Source organism: Enterobacter sichuanensis (assembly GCF_009036245.1).
Lineage (GTDB): Bacteria > Pseudomonadota > Gammaproteobacteria > Enterobacterales > Enterobacteriaceae > Enterobacter > Enterobacter sichuanensis.
This window is the reverse complement of sequence record NZ_CP027986.1, coordinates 629652-648007: the sequence shown is the minus strand read 5'-3', so window position 1 is coordinate 648007 and position 18356 is coordinate 629652. Positions and strand designations below refer to the sequence as shown.

Annotated in this window: 16 protein-coding genes; 6 read left to right on the top strand and 10 right to left on the bottom strand. The window is 57.4% G+C overall.

What is annotated here, in order from left to right; all coding sequences use genetic code 11:
- Positions 1 to 161: 161 nt before the first annotated feature.
- Positions 162 to 1829, top strand: coding sequence for an energy-dependent translational throttle protein EttA (gene ettA, locus C1N69_RS03105; protein ID WP_025758053.1), 1668 nt, complete (start codon positions 162 to 164; stop codon positions 1827 to 1829).
- A gap of 91 nt (positions 1830 to 1920) precedes the next feature.
- Here ettA and C1N69_RS03100 read toward each other — a convergent pair whose 3' ends face one another.
- Positions 1921 to 2820, bottom strand: a complete 900-nt coding sequence (locus C1N69_RS03100; protein ID WP_155030677.1) for a LysR family transcriptional regulator — start codon at positions 2818 to 2820, stop codon at positions 1921 to 1923.
- Between the two features lie 108 nt (positions 2821 to 2928).
- Between C1N69_RS03100 and C1N69_RS03095 the strand changes: the two genes are divergently transcribed.
- Entirely contained in the window at positions 2929 to 3930 is a 1002-nt protein-coding gene (locus C1N69_RS03095; RefSeq protein WP_155030676.1) for a zinc-binding alcohol dehydrogenase family protein, read from the top strand.
- Between the two features lie 54 nt (positions 3931 to 3984).
- Here C1N69_RS03095 and nadR read toward each other — a convergent pair whose 3' ends face one another.
- Genes nadR through serB form a run of 3 tightly spaced genes read right to left on the bottom strand, consistent with a single transcriptional unit; the run spans position 3985 to position 7618 of the window.
- Positions 3985 to 5217, bottom strand: coding sequence for a multifunctional transcriptional regulator/nicotinamide-nucleotide adenylyltransferase/ribosylnicotinamide kinase NadR (gene nadR / locus C1N69_RS03090; RefSeq protein ID WP_025757503.1), 1233 nt, complete (start codon positions 5215 to 5217; stop codon positions 3985 to 3987).
- Positions 5218 to 5252: 35 nt separating this feature from the next.
- On the bottom strand, positions 5253 to 6638 hold the full coding sequence (gene radA, locus C1N69_RS03085) for a DNA repair protein RadA (protein ID WP_045284834.1): 1386 nt from the start codon (positions 6636 to 6638) through the stop codon (positions 5253 to 5255).
- Between the two features lie 11 nt (positions 6639 to 6649).
- Entirely contained in the window at positions 6650 to 7618 is a 969-nt protein-coding gene (serB, locus tag C1N69_RS03080) for a phosphoserine phosphatase (protein WP_155030675.1), read from the bottom strand.
- A 117-nt stretch (positions 7619 to 7735) separates the two neighbouring features.
- Between serB and C1N69_RS03075 the strand changes: the two genes are divergently transcribed.
- Positions 7736 to 8380 carry a YtjB family periplasmic protein gene (locus C1N69_RS03075; RefSeq protein ID WP_025757499.1) on the top strand — a complete coding sequence of 215 codons (645 nt, stop codon included), beginning with the start codon at positions 7736 to 7738 and terminating at the stop codon, positions 8378 to 8380.
- A gap of 39 nt (positions 8381 to 8419) precedes the next feature.
- Positions 8420 to 9436: a lipoate--protein ligase gene (gene lplA, locus C1N69_RS03070; protein WP_095441742.1), complete on the top strand. Its 1017-nt coding sequence runs from the start codon at positions 8420 to 8422 to the stop codon at positions 9434 to 9436.
- Positions 9437 to 9521: 85 nt separating this feature from the next.
- On the opposite strand, the gene deoD is transcribed toward lplA, so the two are convergent.
- The 4 genes from deoD to deoC all read right to left on the bottom strand — a co-directional run bounded on the left by deoD (position 9522) and on the right by deoC (position 13851).
- Positions 9522 to 10244, bottom strand: coding sequence for a purine-nucleoside phosphorylase (gene deoD, locus C1N69_RS03065; protein WP_013095492.1), 723 nt, complete (start codon positions 10242 to 10244; stop codon positions 9522 to 9524).
- A gap of 126 nt (positions 10245 to 10370) precedes the next feature.
- Entirely contained in the window at positions 10371 to 11594 is a 1224-nt protein-coding gene (gene deoB / locus C1N69_RS03060; protein WP_025757495.1) for a phosphopentomutase, read from the bottom strand.
- A 53-nt stretch (positions 11595 to 11647) separates the two neighbouring features.
- A complete protein-coding gene (gene deoA / locus C1N69_RS03055) occupies positions 11648 to 12970 on the bottom strand; it encodes a thymidine phosphorylase (protein ID WP_045284838.1) in 1323 nt (440 codons plus the stop codon).
- Positions 12971 to 13071: 101 nt separating this feature from the next.
- On the bottom strand, positions 13072 to 13851 hold the full coding sequence (gene deoC / locus C1N69_RS03050; RefSeq protein ID WP_032672469.1) for a deoxyribose-phosphate aldolase: 780 nt from the start codon (positions 13849 to 13851) through the stop codon (positions 13072 to 13074).
- A 262-nt stretch (positions 13852 to 14113) separates the two neighbouring features.
- Here deoC and C1N69_RS03045 point away from each other — a divergent pair, with 262 nt between their 5' ends.
- Together C1N69_RS03045 and C1N69_RS03040 are read left to right on the top strand one after the other, a co-directional pair.
- Positions 14114 to 15661 carry a YjjI family glycine radical enzyme gene (locus C1N69_RS03045; protein ID WP_155030674.1) on the top strand — a complete coding sequence of 516 codons (1548 nt, stop codon included), beginning with the start codon at positions 14114 to 14116 and terminating at the stop codon, positions 15659 to 15661.
- Positions 15636 to 16490 (top strand): YjjW family glycine radical enzyme activase, encoded by an 855-nt coding sequence (locus C1N69_RS03040; protein ID WP_155030673.1) that lies wholly within the window; start codon positions 15636 to 15638, stop codon positions 16488 to 16490. Before C1N69_RS03045 ends, C1N69_RS03040 begins: the two co-directional genes overlap by 26 nt.
- Here the strand turns inward: C1N69_RS03040 and C1N69_RS03035 are convergent, their stop codons facing one another.
- Together C1N69_RS03035 and C1N69_RS03030 are read right to left on the bottom strand one after the other, a co-directional pair.
- The gene (locus tag C1N69_RS03035; protein ID WP_155030672.1) at positions 16491 to 17273 is read right to left on the bottom strand and encodes a TatD family hydrolase; all 783 of its coding nucleotides are present in this window, start codon (positions 17271 to 17273) and stop codon (positions 16491 to 16493) included.
- Positions 17270 to 18322, bottom strand: a complete 1053-nt coding sequence (locus tag C1N69_RS03030) for a patatin-like phospholipase family protein (protein ID WP_045284842.1) — start codon at positions 18320 to 18322, stop codon at positions 17270 to 17272. The genes C1N69_RS03035 and C1N69_RS03030 overlap by 4 nt, the downstream gene beginning before the upstream one ends.
- Positions 18323 to 18356: the final 34 nt, after the last annotated feature.

Here is an 18356-nt window from a genome sequence, read left to right as displayed (position 1 = left end):
GCTAACCAGGCATCCTGCAACGCGCCACGTCATGGACACTTTTTTACCTTTCTTGCGCGTTTTAACACTCCCGACGTTCCTGGCTGGGATTAGGACGGGAAAAAGGCTACACTTCGAGGCTGAATTCCATTCTCATTACGATAAAAGAGGCGAAGTCCAACGTGGCTCAATTCGTTTATACCATGCATCGTGTCGGCAAAGTGGTTCCGCCGAAACGTCATATTCTTAAAAATATCTCGCTGAGCTTCTTCCCGGGCGCAAAAATTGGTGTTCTGGGTCTCAACGGTGCCGGTAAGTCCACCCTGCTGCGCATCATGGCCGGCATCGATACAGACATCGAAGGTGAAGCCCGTCCGCAGCCTGGCATCAAAATTGGTTACCTGCCGCAGGAACCTCAGCTGAACCCGGAACACACCGTCCGTGAGTCCGTCGAAGAAGCCGTTGCTGAAGTCGTCAACGCCCTGAAAGGCCTGGATGAAGTGTATGCCAAATACGCCGAGCCGGATGCGGACTTCGATAAACTGGCCGCACAGCAAGGCAAGTTTGAAGAGATCATCCAGGCGCACGACGGCCACAACCTGAACGTGCAACTGGAGCGCGCCGCTGACGCTCTGCGTCTGCCGGACTGGGATGCGAAAATTGCAAACCTCTCCGGTGGTGAACGCCGCCGCGTGGCGCTGTGCCGCCTGCTGCTGGAAAAACCAGACATGCTGCTCCTCGACGAACCAACTAACCACCTGGATGCAGAATCCGTAGCGTGGCTGGAACGCTTCCTGCACGACTTCGAAGGCACCGTGGTGGCGATTACCCACGACCGTTACTTCCTCGACAACGTTGCCGGCTGGATCCTGGAGCTGGACCGCGGTGAAGGTATTCCATGGGAAGGCAACTACTCTTCCTGGCTGGAGCAGAAAGATCAGCGTCTGGCGCAGGAAGCGTCTCAGGAAGCGGCGCGTCGTAAGTCTATCGAGAAAGAACTGGAGTGGGTACGTCAGGGCACGAAAGGCCGTCAGTCCAAGGGCAAAGCCCGTCTGGCACGCTTTGAAGAGCTTAACAATACCGAATACCAGAAACGTAACGAAACCAACGAACTGTTTATTCCACCTGGAGCACGTCTGGGGGATAAAGTGGTTGAAGTGACCAACCTGCGTAAGTCCTACGGCGACCGTGTGCTGATCGACGATCTCTCTTTCTCCGTACCGAAAGGGGCTATCGTTGGGATCATCGGTCCGAACGGCGCGGGTAAATCGACCCTGTTCCGCATGATGTCCGGTCAGGAACAGCCTGACAGCGGTTCTATCACCCTGGGTGAAACCGTGAAGCTGGCGTCCGTTGACCAGTTCCGTGACGCGATGGATAACAGCAAAACCGTGTGGGAAGAAGTTTCCGGCGGTCTGGATATCATGCGTATCGGCAACACCGAGATGCCAAGCCGCGCCTACGTTGGCCGCTTTAACTTCAAAGGCACCGACCAGGGCAAACGCGTAGGCGAGCTGTCCGGCGGTGAGCGCGGTCGTCTGCACCTGGCGAAGCTGCTGCAGGTGGGCGGTAACGTACTGCTGCTCGATGAACCAACCAACGACCTGGACATCGAAACCCTGCGCGCGCTGGAAAACGCCCTGCTGGAGTTCCCGGGCTGCGCGATGGTTATCTCGCACGACCGCTGGTTCCTTGACCGTATCGCAACCCACATTCTGGACTACCAGGATGAAGGTAAAGTGGAGTTCTTCGAAGGTAACTTCACCGAATACGAAGAGTACAAGAAACGCACGCTGGGCGCAGACGCGCTGGAGCCGAAGCGTATTAAGTACAAGCGTATTGCGAAATAAAAGCAAAACGGCAACTTCGGTTGCCGTTTTTTATGGTTGCTCCCTCTCCCCGTGGGAGAGGGTCAGGGTGAGGGCATCAGTCCGCACATAATCACCCGCCCACGTAATACCGCTTCACCTCGTCAAACTGCATCGCAAACTCGATATAGCTCATCAACGCAGGCGAGTTGAGCTTACGGCTCGGGTAGGCCAGCCACAGGTCGTTTCCTTCGACGCGCCATTCCGGCAGCACCTGCACCAGTGCCCCTTTCTCGACCTTATCTTCCAGCAAAAATGCCGGAAGCAGCGTGATCCCCGCACCGGCAATCGCACATTCGCGGGCGTATACCAGATTATCGGTCATGTGCGCGTTATCCGGCAGGTAGCGGTAATCTTCGCCTGCGCTTTGCAGCAGCCACTCAGACCAGGCTTTGTGGGTAATACAGCGGTGCTCCACCAGCTGGCGAGGAAGCGTCAGCGGCTCCCGACGCGCCAGATACGCCGGTGAGGCCATCATATAGCGCGGGCAGTGGCCGATCATCCGACCTATCAGAGAGGAGTCCTGCGGCTTACCGGTTCGCAGTGCCACGTCAAAGCCTGACTCGACCAGGTCCAGCACGTCGTCAGAAATGGAAACATCGAGCGAAACGTCAGGATAGCGGAGCTGAAATTCGGCGTTCAAATGCGCCAGTAATGTCGCACCAATCCCTGCCGGGCAGGTGATGCGAAGCCGCCCGCTTGGGTTTTCGCGCAGGCGCTGAATGGCGTACTCCGCCCGCTCGCTGGCCGCCAGCATCTCCCGGCAGTGGACAAGATAGTGTTCACCCGCAAACGTCAGATTCAGCCGGCGCGTGGTGCGGTTAAGCAGGCGGATCCCCACCTGCTGTTCAAGCTGGCTGATGCGCTGGCTCACGCTGGATTTCGGCAGGCCGGCTTTCTGCGCTGCGGCAGTGAAGCTGCCCATCTCAGCCACCAGCGCAAACAGCGCCATATCCTGCAGCTGTTTAAACATGATTGTTCATCCTGTACGAACACTGAGTTCTTGATTGTCCATCTTATCACGCGCATGGCCACTTAATAGACTAGTCTCAACAAAACGTATTCCATTGAGGAGCACACCATGTCAGTCAAAGCCATTGCCGTTAACCCAGAAAATCCTTCCACTTTCATTGAAATCACTTCGCCAATGCCGCAGCCCGGCGAGCACGATCTGCTGGTGGAGGTGAAAGCCGTCTCCATTAACCCGGTGGACACCAAGGTGCATGCAAGCCTGACCCAAAACGGGCTGAAAGCGCCGCGCGTGCTCGGATGGGATGCCAGCGGGATCGTCAAAGCCGTTGGGGCGGGCGTCACCGGATTCAAACCGGGGGATGAAGTGTGGTACGCAGGGGACATCACCCGTCCAGGCAGCAACACCACCCATCAGTTGATTGACGCGCGCATTGTCGGGCACAAACCCTCAAGCCTCGGCTGGGCGGCTGCCGCTGCTCTCCCGTTGACCGCACTCACCGCGTGGGAAGGCCTGTTTGAACGGCTGAACATTCAGGATGCTGGCGCAGACAAAACGCTGCTGATCATCGGCGGTGCGGGTGGGGTGGGATCGCTGGCGATCCCCTTTGCGAAGCACAACAGCAAGGTGAAGATCATAGCCACGGCTTCACGAGACGATTCCGCCCGGTGGTGTCGCGATCGCGGTGCAGATGTGGTGGTGAACTACCACGACCTGAAAGGCGAGCTGGCGAAACAGGGACTCACCTTTGTGGATTATATTTTCATCCTCAACGACACCGACGGACACTGGGATGCGGTCAGTGACCTGATTGCGCCTCAGGGGCATATCTGTTCCATCGTTGAGAACGCGCATCCGCTGAACCAGGACAAGCTGAAATCGAAATCCGCCGCCCTGCACTGGGAATTTATGTACACCCGCAGCATGTACCAGACCGCTGATATGGCGCGTCAGGGTGAAATCTTAAATGAGGTGGCGAAGCTCGTGGATACCGGCGTGGTGGAAAGTTCGCTGAGTGAAACGCTGCACGGGCTGAGCGTGGAAAGCATTACCGAGGCGCACCGTAAAGTGCTGGACGGGCATATGCGCGGGAAAGTGGTGGTTGAGTTCTGAGTGGTTTGATGCACTCACCCCGGCCCTCTCCCACAGGGAGAGGGCGGTTAACGCTTATCCCTGCTCCCCCATCATCTCCCTCACCAGCTCGACGCAGCGCAGGAAACGGGAGTCGTAATCCGACTCTTCCACATGCACAAACTCAACGTTGTTCTCCCTGAGCATATCCACCAGCATGGTCTGGAACTCACGCCTGTCCACGGAGCTGCCAAGGCTACGCATGCCATCAGCCACCCACGGGGTGTTGTTTTCCAGCAGGATCACCAGGTCAAAGCGGTATTCATCAATCAGCGCCTGCACGAACGGGTGTTCGCGCCCTTCGTACTTTTTACAGAACGCCTGCGTGGTCACGAAATCGGTATCGATAAACGCCACCTTGTTGGCGTATTTCACCGCGAAATCAATGTACTGGGCATGCCCAAGCGCGATTTTATCGTAGTCGGAATACTGCAGGGCCATCTCATCCCCACCCAGATGGGAGAAGACATAATCGCGTCCGTACTCCCAGGCACTGGTGGTGTTGAAGATATTCGCCAGCTTATTGACCAGCGTTGATTTCCCGCTCGACTCGCCGCCCAGGATCGCCACCGTACGCACGAAAAACGGCTTCACCTCAGTCGGGATGTAATCCCAGTAGCGGAACGGGTTTTCGCGGATCTGCGCCCCGCTGATGTTCATAAAGGTGCGCTTCGGATCGATAAGCACCGTTTCAATGCCCAGATGCTCGCGGAACTGCGGCGCGTCGGACGCTTCAGAGGTGTAGATCCAGTTCGGGGCAATGCCCTTCTCTTCCATAAACGCCTTGATGCCGTTGCTCCACACATCCCAGCCGTGCGGATAGGGCTCCATGCCCTCTTCATTGAAAGCATGAATGCGAATATTTTTCTGATACTTGAAGGTCTGAAGCAGCCAGCGAAGGCGGTCCGGCACGGTCGGCTGCTGCGACATGGCGCTGTCCTCAAACAGCTGGCGATCGCGGGTTTCGTCGTACCCCATGATGATATGCAGTTCATCCACCTGACTACAGGCGCGCTGGATCAGATAGATATGCCCGGTATGCAGCGGGTAAAACTTGCCAAACACCACGCCGATGTTCTTTTGCATACGCGGAAATTCAAGCCCCAGAAAGCGGTGCAGCGCTTCCAGCTTCTGCGCGCTGGGGCTTTTGATTTTGGCGTTCAGCAGCTGGCTAAGGTAGCCTTTGGTCATACCGCTGGCGTCCGCCACCTGCTGCAGCGTGCAGCCCTTCTGACGGATTGCGGTTTTGATGTAGTCAAATGATGACATAAATTACGGTGCCTCCTGCAAAATCGAATACGTAATTATAAGTCGTCAAAGACATTTAACGCATCTGCGAGTTTTTTCACGCCAAATACCTGCATCCCTTCCGGGATTTTTTTCGGCACGTTGGCGGCCGGAACGATCGCCCGGCGGAAACCGTGTTTTGCCGCCTCGGAGATACGCTCCTGCCCGCTGGGCACCGGACGGATTTCCCCGGCCAGGCCCACTTCGCCGAAGACGACCAGATCCTGCGGCAGCGGTCGATCGCGCAGGCTGGAGACCATCGCCAGCAGCAGCGCCAGGTCCGCGCTGGTCTCAGTGACTTTGACGCCGCCGACCACGTTAACGAAAACGTCCTGATCCGCCATCTGCAGCCCGCCATGACGGTGCAGCACCGCCAGCAGGATCGCCAGACGGTTCTGTTCCAGACCGACCGCCACGCGCCGCGGGTTGCCCATCATCGAGTGATCGACCAGCGCCTGAATTTCGACGAGCAGCGGTCGTGTCCCTTCCCACAGCACCATCACCGAACTGCCGGAGGTGATTTCATCGCCACGACTCAGGAAGATGGCCGACGGGTTGCTGACTTCACGCAGCCCCTGTTCGGTCATGGCAAACACCCCCAGTTCGTTCACCGCCCCAAAGCGGTTTTTGTGGCTGCGCAGGGTACGGAAACGGGAGTCCGCGTCGCCGTCGAGCATTACGGAGCAGTCGATACAGTGTTCGAGCACTTTTGGCCCCGCCAGCGAGCCGTCTTTCGTGACGTGGCCGACCATCACAATTGCCACGCCGCGCGTTTTGGCAAAGCGCGTCAGGTAGGCCGCCGTTTCACGCACCTGCGCCACGCTGCCCGGTGAGGACTGAATGTCCGCCATATGCATCACCTGGATGGAGTCGATCACCATCAGCTTCGGCTGCTCTTCTTCGGCGATCATACAGATCTGCTCGATGCTGGTTTCTGACAGCATGTTCAGGTTGCCGGTGGGCAGACCCAGACGGTGCGCGCGCATCGCCACCTGCTGCAGCGACTCTTCGCCCGTGACGTACAGGGTTTTCATCTGCTCGGCGAGCTTGCAGAGCGTTTGCAGCAGCAGGGTCGATTTACCCGCGCCAGGGTTACCGCCGATAAGAATGGCGCTGCCCGGCACCACGCCGCCGCCGAGCACGCGGTCAAACTCTTTGAAGCCGGTGGAGAAGCGCGGCAACGCTTCAAGACTGATGTCCGAAAGCTTTTGTACCTTCGCCACACCGGCATTACCCGCATAGCCGCTCAGGCGTTCGTTGCGCGCCACGCTCGGCGAAGCCGCCACACCACGCACTTCGGTGATGGTGTTCCAGGCATGACAGGCGCTGCATTGCCCCTGCCAGCGCGGATAATCCGCACCACATTCATTACAGACAAATGCGCGTTTTGGAGCTTTCGCCACGTTTTACCTCGTTATTTCTGATTAAGGCTGCCAGAGAGAATGCAGAATACCCCCATCAGGTCAGCATGACGGATAGTCACTTCCGTCTTTTCATTCACTTTTGGCTTGGCATGGTAGGCAATGCCAAGTCCGGCCGCTTTGATCATCGGCAGGTCGTTTGCGCCGTCCCCGATGGCGACGGTCTGCACGACCGGAATCTCATATTTTTCCGCCAGACGGGTCAGGGTGTTGGCTTTGTACTGAGCATCCACAATATCGCCGATCACCTGGCCGGTCAGTTTACCGTCCATGATCTCCAGCTCATTAGCCACCACGGTGGCCAGATGCAGTTTTTCCCGCAGATAATCTGCGAAGAAGGTGAAGCCCCCGGACGCAATCGCCACTTTCCAGCCAAGGGACTGCAGCTTCAGCACCAGCTGCGTCAGCCCTGGCATCAGCGGCAGCACATCGCGCACCTGGCGCAGGATGTTGGCATCGGCCCCTTTCAGGGTCGCCACGCGCTGTCGCAGGCTGGCGGTGAAGTCCAGTTCACCGCGCATCGCACGCTCGGTCACTTCCGCTACCAGCTCGCCGCTGCCCGCCAGTTTGGCGATCTCGTCGATACATTCGATCTGGATCGCCGTCGAGTCCATGTCCATCACCAGCAGACCCGGCGTCTTCAGGTGCGGTATTTTGCCCAGCGGGGCGACATCCAGCCCGGCGTCATGCGCCAGACGCGTTGCGCGCTGCGTCAGGGAGCCGGCCAGGCGAATGACCTGGTAGTCTTCAACGCACCAGGCGGCGACGATAACCATCGCAGCGCCCAGCTTGCTTTGATACTGGGTCAGGCGTTGCTTATCCAGACCGCGTCCGTAGAGGAGCCAGCCGCTACGACCGGCGTGGTAATCCAGAGGCATCACCTCATCGCCACTTAAAGAGAGCGGCAATCCTGGCCATAAAGAGACATCCGTTGGCAGGTCACACCAGGTAATGTTCGGCATTAAAGCTCCTGTAATTTCGTTCGCGCCGGAAGGTTGCAGAGGGAAAATAACGCATGAGGCTACCCTGTAACCATCACTTCTGGCAACATTAAGCCGTAAATTTTCAGCAGGTGGAATATGGCTCGCGCAAAACTGAAATTCCGGCTCCATCGCGCCGTGATTGTCCTCTCCTGTCTCGCACTGTTAGTGGTGCTGATGCAAGGGGCGTCGTGGTTCAGCCAGAATCATCAACGGCAACGCAATCCGCAGTTTGAAGAGCTGGCCCGCACGCTGGCACGCCAGGTAACGTTTAATATTGCGCCGTCCATGCGTACCGAAACGCCGGACGAAAAACGTATAGGCCAGGTTTTACGTCTGCTGACGGAAAACAGCCGCATCCTGGATGCCGGTGTCTATGACGAGCAAGGCGACCTGATTGCCCGCGCGGGCGAACATGTCGACGTACGCGACAGGCTGGCGCTGGACGGTAAAAAAGCCGGCGGCTATTTCAACCAGCAGATTGTCGAGCCCATTCAGGGAAAGAATGGTCCGCTGGGCTATCTGCGCCTGACCCTTGATACGCATACTCTGCCAACCGAAGCCAAGCAGGTTGATAACACCACCAACATTCTGCGCCTGATGCTGCTGCTTTCGCTCGCCATTGGCGTGGTTCTCGCACGCACCCTGCTTCGGGGCAAACGCTCGCGCTGGCAGCAATCCCCGTTCCTGCTGACCGCCAGCAAATCCGTTCCCGAAGACGAAGAGAGCGAGAAGAAAGAATAGTGATAAAGTAGGCGGATGATTCGGAAAAGGAACTCTGCCATGACGACGTTACGCCTGCTTATCTCTGACTCTTACGATCCCTGGTTTAATCTCGCGGTTGAAGAGTGCATCTTCCGCCAGATGCCCGCTACCCAGCGCGTCCTGTTTCTCTGGCGCAACGCCGATACGGTGGTTATTGGCCGCGCACAAAACCCGTGGAAAGAGTGCAACACGCGGCGTATGGAAGAGGACAATGTTCGTCTGGCGCGCCGCAGCAGCGGCGGTGGCGCGGTGTTTCACGATCTGGGCAATACCTGCTTTACCTTTATGGCGGGTAAACCGGAATACGACAAAACCATCTCCACCTCGATTGTGCTCAACGCGCTCAATGCGCTCGGCGTGACGGCGGAAGCTTCCGGACGTAACGATCTGGTGGTCAAAACGCCCGACGGGGATCGCAAAGTATCCGGCTCTGCCTATCGCGAAACGATGGATCGCGGGTTCCACCACGGCACCCTTCTTCTTAACGCCGATCTCAGTCGGCTGGCGAACTACCTGAATCCCGACAAGAAAAAGCTGCAGGCGAAGGGAATTACCTCCGTGCGCGGCCGCGTGGCGAACCTGGTCGAGCTGCTGCCGGGCATTACCCATGAGCAAATCTGTGAGGCCGTGCGCGAGGCGTTCTTCGCGCATTACGGCGAGCGCGTGGAAGCTGAAGTCATTTCGCCGGATAAGACGCCGGACCTGCCAAATTTTGCAGAAACGTTTGCCCGCCAGAGCAGTTGGGAGTGGAACTTCGGCCAGGCACCGGCCTTCTCTCACCTGCTGGACGAGCGTTTTACCTGGGGGGGCGTGGAACTACACTTTGACGTCGAGAAAGGGCATATCACCCGCACACAGGTGTTTACGGACAGTCTGAATCCGGCGCCGCTGGAAGCACTCGCAGCACGTTTACAGGGCTGTTTGTACCGGGCGGATATGCTGCAGCAGGAATGTGACGCGTTGATTGGGGATTTTCCGGAGCAGGAAAATGAGCTGCGGGAGTTATCAGCGTGGATTGCACAGGCCGTGCGCTAGTAAAAAAGCCCGCTGGCGCTACGCTTAGCGGGCCTGGAAAACCGTAGGCCGGGTCAGGCGAAGCCGCCACCCGGCACAACAGCGCTTACTCTTTATCGCCCAGCAGAACAGATTCCAGCGCGATTTTGATCATGTCGTTGAAGGTGGTCTGACGCTCGGCAGCGGTGGTCTGCTCGTGGGTACGGATGTGGTCAGACACGGTGCAGATGGTCAGCGCTTTCGCACCGAACTCAGCCGCGACGCCGTAGATGCCCGCAGCTTCCATTTCCACGCCCAGGATGCCGTATTTTTCCATCACGTCGAACATCTCGCCGCCGTCTGGTGCATAGAACAGATCAGCGGAGAACAGGTTACCCACGCGCGCGTCCACGCCCAGCGCTTTTGCCGCGTCAACCGCGTTACGCACCATGCCGAAGTCGGCAATCGCCGCGAAGTCATGATCCTTAAAACGCATACGGTTAACTTTGGAATCGGTGCAGGCACCCATACCAATTACCACGTCACGCAGCTTAACGTCCATACGCACCGCACCGCAGGAGCCGACGCGGATGATTTTCTTCACGCCGAAGTCGGTGATCAGCTCTTTGGTGTAGATAGAGCAGGACGGGATACCCATACCGTGGCCCATTACAGAGATTTTGCGGCCTTTGTAGGTCCCGGTGAAGCCCAGCATGCCGCGAACGTTGTTCACTTCACGCACGTCTTCGAGGAAAGTTTCTGCAATGTGCTTGGCGCGCAGCGGGTCGCCCGGCATCAATACGACGTCAGCGAAATCACCCATTTCTGCATTAATGTGAGGAGTTGCCATCTTCAGTTCCTTTTACATTGTTGTTTTTGCCGGGTGGCGGCTACGCCTTACCCGGCCTACATTCTGTTCTCCCTCTCCCTGTGGGAGAAGGTTGGGGTGAGGGCATCAGGCCGCACCCAACATCATTCAGAACATGGCCTTGCCATATTCCATGTCAGACGTACCAAAGTATTTCGCGATAGTCTGGCCGATGTCCGCGAAGGTTTCACGGTGACCGAGCGAACCGGGTTTCACTTTCGGACCGTACACCAGCACCGGAATGTGCTCACGGGTGTGGTCGGTACCGGTCCAGGTTGGGTCACAGCCGTGGTCCGCGGTCAGGATCAGAATGTCATCTTCTCCGACCAGCTCCATCAGCTCCGGCAGACGGCGGTCAAACAGCTCGAGACCGGCTGCATAACCCGCTACGTCGCGACGGTGACCCCAGGAGGAGTCGAAGTCCACGAAGTTGGTAAAGACGATGGTGTTGTCGCCCGCATCTTTCATCTCTTTGATAGTGGCATCAAACAGCGCATCCAGACCGGTCGCTTTCACTTTCTTCGTGATACCGCAGTTGGCGTAAATATCCGCGATTTTACCCACGGAAACCACGTGACCGCCTTTTTCATCAACCAGCTTCTGCAGCACGGTAGGCGCCGGTGGCTCAACGGCCAGGTCGTGACGGTTACCGGTACGCTGGAAATTACCCGCTTTGTCGCCGATAAACGGACGCGCGATAACGCGGCCAATGTTGTAGCCGCCTTCGGTCAGCTCTTCACGGGCGATTTCGCACAGCTCGTAGAGTTTATCCAGGCCAAACGTTTCTTCGTGGCAGGCAATCTGGAACACGGAGTCAGCAGAGGTGTAGAAAATCGGCTTGCCGGTCTTCATGTGCTCTTCGCCCAGCTCGTCCAGAATCACGGTACCGGAAGAGTGGCAGTTACCGAGGTAGCCCGGCAGATTGGCACGCTTCACCAGCTTATCCAGCAGTTCCTGCGGGAAGCTGTTCTCGTGATCGGAGAAATAACCCCAGTCGAACAGCACCGGCACACCGGCGATTTCCCAGTGCCCTGACGGGGTGTCTTTACCGGAAGAGAGTTCGTGCGCCCAGGCGTAGGCACCCACCACTTCCGCGTTGCCGTCCATACCGGCGGCAATTTTACCGGTAGAACCTTCATGCGCTTTGACCAGGCCGAGGCGGGTCAGGTTGGGTAGAGTCAGAGGGCCTTTACGACCGTTGTCCGCTTCGCCTTTTGCACAGGCTTCCGCGATGTGACCCATGGTATCGGAACCCACGTCACCAAAACGTTCTGCATCTTCGGTTGCGCCGATGCCGAATGAGTCCAGCACCATAATAAATGCACGTTTCATAATTGTTCTCCGTACGTAGTGCTTCAAAAATTATCGATCAGATCAGTATACCGCTATTCGGTAATACGGCGATAGACCGTCGGTGTGGTTTCTGGCGCTTTGTCATCGAGCACAATGGCCGCTTTCACCGCTTTCGCCGCTTCCTGCCAGCTGGCTTCGTCTTTCGCGTGGATCACCGCCAGCGGACGTTGGCCGTCAACGCTGTCGCCCAGGCGGGCCATATCGGTAAAGCCAACGCTGTAATCAATGGTGTCTGAGGCCTGACGGCGACCGCCGCCCATCGAGACCACCGCCATACCCAGCGCACGGGTGTCCATGGCGGAGACAAATCCTTCACTGTCGGCATACACCGCTTTGCTGAGCGTCGCGGTTGGCAGATACTTCGCATAGTTTTCGACGAAGTCTGTCGGGCCTTTCTGCGCGGCAACCATGCGGCCGAAGATCTCCGCCGCTTTGCCGTTGTCCAGCACCGCCTGCAGCTTCGCGCGCGCTTCGGCGTCGTCTTTGGCGAGCTTGCCGGAGATCAGCATCTCCACGCACAGCGCCATGGTGACGTCGAACAGGCGCGGGTTACGGTATTCACCCGTCAGGAACTGCACCGCTTCACGCACTTCAACTGCGTTACCGGCGCTGGAGGCCAGCACCTGGTTCATGTCCGTCAGGAGCGCGGTGGTGCGCACGCCTGCGCCGTTGGAGACGCCAACGATCGCTTCGGCCAGCGCTTCAGAGAGTTCATAGGTTGGCATAAACGCACCGCTGCCCACCTTCACGTCCATCACCAGCGCATCCAGACCTTCCGCCAGTTTCTTCGCCAGGATAGAGGCGGTGATCAGCGGGATGGAGTCAACGGTCGCGGTAATATCGCGGGTGGCGTAGAAACGTTTGTCTGCCGGAGCAAGTGAGCTGGTCTGGCCGATAATCGCCACACCAACGTCTTTAATAATGTCACGGAAGCGATTGTCATCCGGGAAGATATCGAAGCCCGGAATGGCTTCCAGTTTGTCGAGCGTACCGCCGGTGTGGCCCAGGCCGCGTCCGGAGATCATCGGAATGTAACCGCCGCAGGCGGCTACCATGGGGCCGAGCATCAGCGACGTCACATCGCCGACGCCGCCGGTAGAGTGTTTGTCGACAATCGGACCGTTAAGATTGAGGCTCTTCCAGTCCAGAACGGTTCCTGAATCTCGCATCGCCATGGTCAGCGAGACACGCTCGGGCATCGACATATCGTGGAAGAAGATGGTCATCGCCAGAGCCGCAATCTGCCCTTCAGAGATGGTGTTATCACGAATGCCGTTGATAAAGAAGCGAATCTCTTCGTCGCTTAATGCATGACCATCACGTTTTTTACGAATAATTTCTTGTGCGAGAAACACGGTAACCCCCATGAGGAATCGGGTGAAGGGTGGCGGGTACGGTTTACCCGACCACGATCCGGGTAGGCCGGGTAAGCGTAGCCCCACCCGGCAATTCAAACTCAGTAGCTGCTTGCGCTCTTGCCGTCGCCGTGTCCCAGCGCTTTCAGCAGGCTGGCCAGCAGGCTTGACGCGCCGAAGCGGTAGTGACGGGAATCAGCCCAGTCAGCCCCGAACAGTTCATCTGCAATGGCGAGGAATGTCTGTGCATCTTCAGCGGTACGCACACCGCCCGCCGGTTTGAAGCCCACGGTTTTTTCCACGCCCATATCACGGATCACTTCCATCATGATGCGTGCGCTTTCCGGGGTCGCGTTTACCGGCACTTTACCGGTTGAGGTTTTGATGAAATCGGCACCGGCTTTGATGGAGATTTCAGAAGCTTTACGGATCAACGCCTCTTCTTTCAGCTCGCCGGTTTCGATGATCACCTTAAGCAGCACGTTTGCCGCCGCGCAGGCCTCTTTACAGGCTTTCACCAGGTCAAAGCCCACCTGCTCGTTGCCGGCGATCAGCGCACGGTACGGGAACACGACGTCCACTTCGTCTGCGCCGTAAGCAATCGCCGCACGGGTCTCTGCCAGCGCAATCTCAATATCGTCGTTGCCGTGCGGGAAGTTAGTCACGGTTGCAATGCGCACGTCCGGAGTACCCTGCTCTTTCAGCGTCTTACGGGCAATCGGGATAAAGCGCGGGTAGATACAGATGGCTGCAGTGTTACCGACGGGCGTTTTCGCCTGATGGCACAGGGCGATGACTTTTTCATTGGTGTCGTCATCGTTCAGGGTGGTCAGGTCCATCAGTTTCAACGCGCGCAGGCTGCTTGCAGTTAAATCGGTCATAACATTCTCCAACGGCAGTGCCGTATCAATTTTACCTTGCGGGTCTGTGAGTATTCTAACATCTACCCGCATCCACACTTCGACATTCATCACAGTTAATGAAAACTGCGTGCAAATTTGCATTACTGTAATGAGATCTTCTTCAAACTTTAGTTCGGAAATCGTCGACTAAAACAGCGATTCCCCCTGTCAGATCAAAAGCCCTGACGGGCCGGCTTCCTACAATCCGTTCATCATCCGCAGAACATTCAAGGAAGCGAACATGTCCCACGCCAGCCCCGACGCCCTGCAACAACGTTGCCAGCACATTGTGACCAGTCCGGTGCTAACCCCCGAACAAAAACGGCATTTTCTGGCGCTGGAAGCGGAAAATAATCTGCCTTATCCGGCACTACCAGAGGCTGCCCGAGCCGCGCTGGACGAGGGGTTTATCTGCGACATGTTCGAAGGCCACGCGCCCTACAAACCCCGTTACATTCTGCCGGATTACGCAACATTTCTGGCTAACGGTTCAGAGTGGCTGGAGCTTGAGGGGGCGAAAGATCTTGATGACGCCCTCTCGCTGTTAACCATCCTCTACCATCATGTTCCGTCCGTCACATCGATGCCGGTCTATCTCGGCCATCTCGATGCACTTCTGCAACCGTATGTTAGAATTCTAACACAAGACGAAATCGATATTCGAATAAAACGTTTCTGGCGTTACCTCGACCGCACCTTGCCCGACGCCTTTATGCACGCCAATATCGGCCCGGCAGATACGCCCGTCACGCGCGCCATTTTACGCGCTGATGCCGAGCTGAAGCAGGTCGCACCGAATCTGACGTTTATTTATGACCCGGCGATCACGCCTGACGATCTGCTGCATGCGGTCGCTAAAAACATTTGCGGATGCAGCAAACCGCATATTTCTAATGGCCCGGTGAATGATAAAATTTTCACAAAAGGCCGTTACGGTGTCGTGAGTTGCTACAACTCCCTGCCGCTGGCTGGCGGCGGCAGTACCCTGGTGCGCCTCAACCTCAAAGCCATTGCCGAACACAGCACCTCCCTCGACGATTTTTTCACCCGTACGCTTCCCCACTACTGCCAGCAGCAGATCGCCATCATCGATGCCCGCTGCGATTTTCTGTATCAACAGTCCGGCTTCTTTGAGAATAGCTTCCTGGTGAAAGAGGGGCTGATTGATGCCGATCGGTTTGTGCCCATGTTTGGCCTGTACGGCCTCGCGGAAGCGGTCAATGCGCTCTGTGAAAAAGCCGGTATCGAAGGGCGTTACGGCAAAGATGAGCAGGCCAACGCGCTGGGCTATCGCATCAGTGAACAGCTGGCGGCGTTTGTTGAACATACGCCGGTGAAACATGGCTGGAAGCAGCGCGCGATGCTGCATGCGCAGTCGGGGATCAGCTCTGATTCGGGTACCACGCCGGGCGCGCGTCTGCCCTACGGCGACGAGCCGGATCCCATCAGCCACCTGCTGGCCGTGGCCCCTCATCACCAGCACTATCATGCCGGGATAAGCGACATACTGACATTGGATGAGACGGTAAAACGGAATCCCCAGGCGGTGGCTCAGCTCTGTCTCGGCGCGTTCAACGCGGGCATGCGGGAATTTACGGCCAACGTCGCGGGTAACGATCTGGTCCGCGTGACCGGCTATATGGTGCGATTATCGGATCTGGAGAAATACCGGGAAGCAGGTTCGAGAACCAATACCACGTGGCTGGGTGAAGAGGCCGCGCGCAATACCCGTATTCTGGAACGTCAGCCACGCGTGATAAGCCATGAACAGCAGATGCGCTTTAGTTAGTCAGGTCATTCCTTTTTCCTGCGTGGACGGGCCGGGCAGCCGGCTGGCCCTGTTCCTGCAGGGCTGCAACCTGCGCTGCAAAACCTGCCACAATCCGTGGACGATCGGCCGCTGCAACGACTGTGGAGACTGCGTTCCCCACTGCCCTCATGAAGCCCTTAGCATTCAGGCCGGACGCGTCTGGTGGCAGGAGAGTCACTGTCAGCAGTGCGATACCTGTCTGCACCTGTGCCAGCAGCAGGCGACGCCCATGGCATACCGCCTGAGCGTGGAGGAGATCCTCGCGCAGATCCGCAAATCAGCGCCATTTATTGAAGGCATCACCGTGAGCGGCGGTGAAGCCACAACGCAATTACCCTTTTTAGTCACGCTGTTCACCGCGATCAAAGCCGATCCTGCCCTGCGCCATCTCACCTGCCTGGTCGACAGCAACGGTCTGTTAAGTGAAACCGGCTGGCAAAAGCTGCTGCCGGTACTGGATGGCGCGATGCTGGATCTCAAGGCGTGGGGAAACGAACGCCACCGCTTCCTGACCGGGCGCGATAACCCGCTGATCAAGCAAAGCATTCGCTGGCTGGCAGAACGTCATCGTTTGACGGAACTCCGTCTGCTGGTCATTCCGGAGCAGTGTGACTATCTGGAACAGCTCAAGCCGCTGACGACGTTTATCCATGGGCTTGGAAATGTGCCAGTGCGCATTAACGCGTTTCATGGGCAGGGCGTTTACGGTGAGGCGGCGTCCTGGCGCAGCGCCACGCCAGAGGACGTTGAACCGCTGGCGCAGGCGCTGGAAAAACAGAAGATAACGGTGATCCGTCCGGCGCTGTAACTATAGCGTGATGCCAAATACTGACCGCGTATTCTCCAGCAGCGCATCGGCAATCACCTCTTCAGGCTCTTTTCGCAGTTCACAAAGGGAGGTAAACACGCGCGCCGCCTGTTCCGGGCGATTCGGCTGCCCCTGAAAACCGTTCAGCGGCATATCCGGTGCGTCGGTTTCCAGCAGCAGGGCCGACAAGGGCAGCTGGGCCATTACGTCGCGGGTTTTACTGGCCCGTGGATAGGTGATGGTGCCGCCCACGCCGATTTTATAGCCCAGTTCAATAAAACGCTGCGCCTGCTGCAGGCTGCCGGAGAAACCGTGTACAACACCTTTTCGCGGCAGATCGATGCGTTTCAGGTGCATTGCCAGCTTATCGTGCGTGCGTCGTGAGTGGAGGATCACCGGCAGATCGTGACGCTTCGCCAGTCTGAGCTGCGCGTCGAGGATCGTCTGCTGGCGCTCAAACTGCGGATCCTCACGGTAAAGATCGAGGCCGATCTCACCGATGGCGACAAGTTTGTCTCCTGCGGTCATCAGTACCTCATCGAGCCTCTCAATATGCTCGTCGAGATGACGCTCAATCACGATCGGATGCAGGCCAAGCGCGGCAAAGAGCGCGGGGTGTTGTGCGGAAAGCGCCAGCACGCGGGAAAAATAAGCCGCTTCAACTGAAGGCACAATAATGGCCTGAACGCCTGCCTCGGCGGCTTTCGCAATGCTTTGCGCTTCATCCCCTGTAAACGGCGGAAAATCGAAGTGGCAGTGGGTATCAACAAAGCGGTGCGTCACGCCAGATCCTCGTTATCTAATAAAGCGTCATTCGCCTGCGGGATATCCACCAGCGGCATCGTCAGGGCGTCGTTGGCGACTATCGCAGGCGGCGTAATAATGCGTTTATGCCGGTGAAGCGGCGGTTGCTCCGCCAACATTTTTCCCACCGTCGCCAGGAAGTAGCGTCCGCATAGCCGACCCGTTTTGTAATCCATGCGCAGCGCAGGAATGCGGCTGCCCAGCGCCATGCTCAGCAGCGGCTTAGGGGGATAAATTTCAAAAATACGCAGTTTACCCGGCGGTTTTTCAATGAAACGCTGCATCGCGCCGTAGGTGGTTTCATGCTGCTTCGCGATATTCACCAGCGGCTGCAGACTGCTGTCACCCAGCCAGCGCTCCATCCGCTTAAACCACTGCGGGGTGTAGTACATTTGCGATGGCACGGTACGGATCACCACAATGGTTTTCGCCCCGCGCCGGGCAGCTTCCTGCACCGGTACCGCGTCACTGATGCCCCCGTCCAGATAGCTAATGCCATCCAGTAGCGCACCGGTACGATAAAAACCGGGAATGGCGCTGGAGGCACGAATGATATCCAGCCAGTTCTCCTTCTGAGGAGAAAAATAGCCCGGCGAATAGTCATCCCCCCGGCTGGCGCACATCCAGAATTCTTTACCGCTATCAAACAGGCGGGCGGCGGTGTCCATGGCCAGCGGCATCTGGCTGGAGGTCGACTCCAGCAGCCAGTCGAGGTCGATTAGGTTACCGCCGCGCACAAAGCGCAGCGGATTAAAAAATTCTTTTGCCGTGGTGTAGCGCATGATGACCTTGCGCGCGTAGCCAGGCTGGTTACAGACATAAGCAGAGAGGTTTTGCGCCCCGGCAGACGTGCCGAAGTACAGGTCAAACGGGTTGAATTGCGCGCGCATAAATTCATCCAGCACGCCAGCGGTGAAAATACCTCGCTGTCCGCCTCCCTCGCAAACGAGCGCGAGTTGGCCTGCGCGAAACGGCTTTAACGTCAGCGGCGCAATATTGCCGAGCGTAACGGGAATTCGTTGCCCCACCTCTGCTTTCCTGTTTTGATTATTTTATAACACC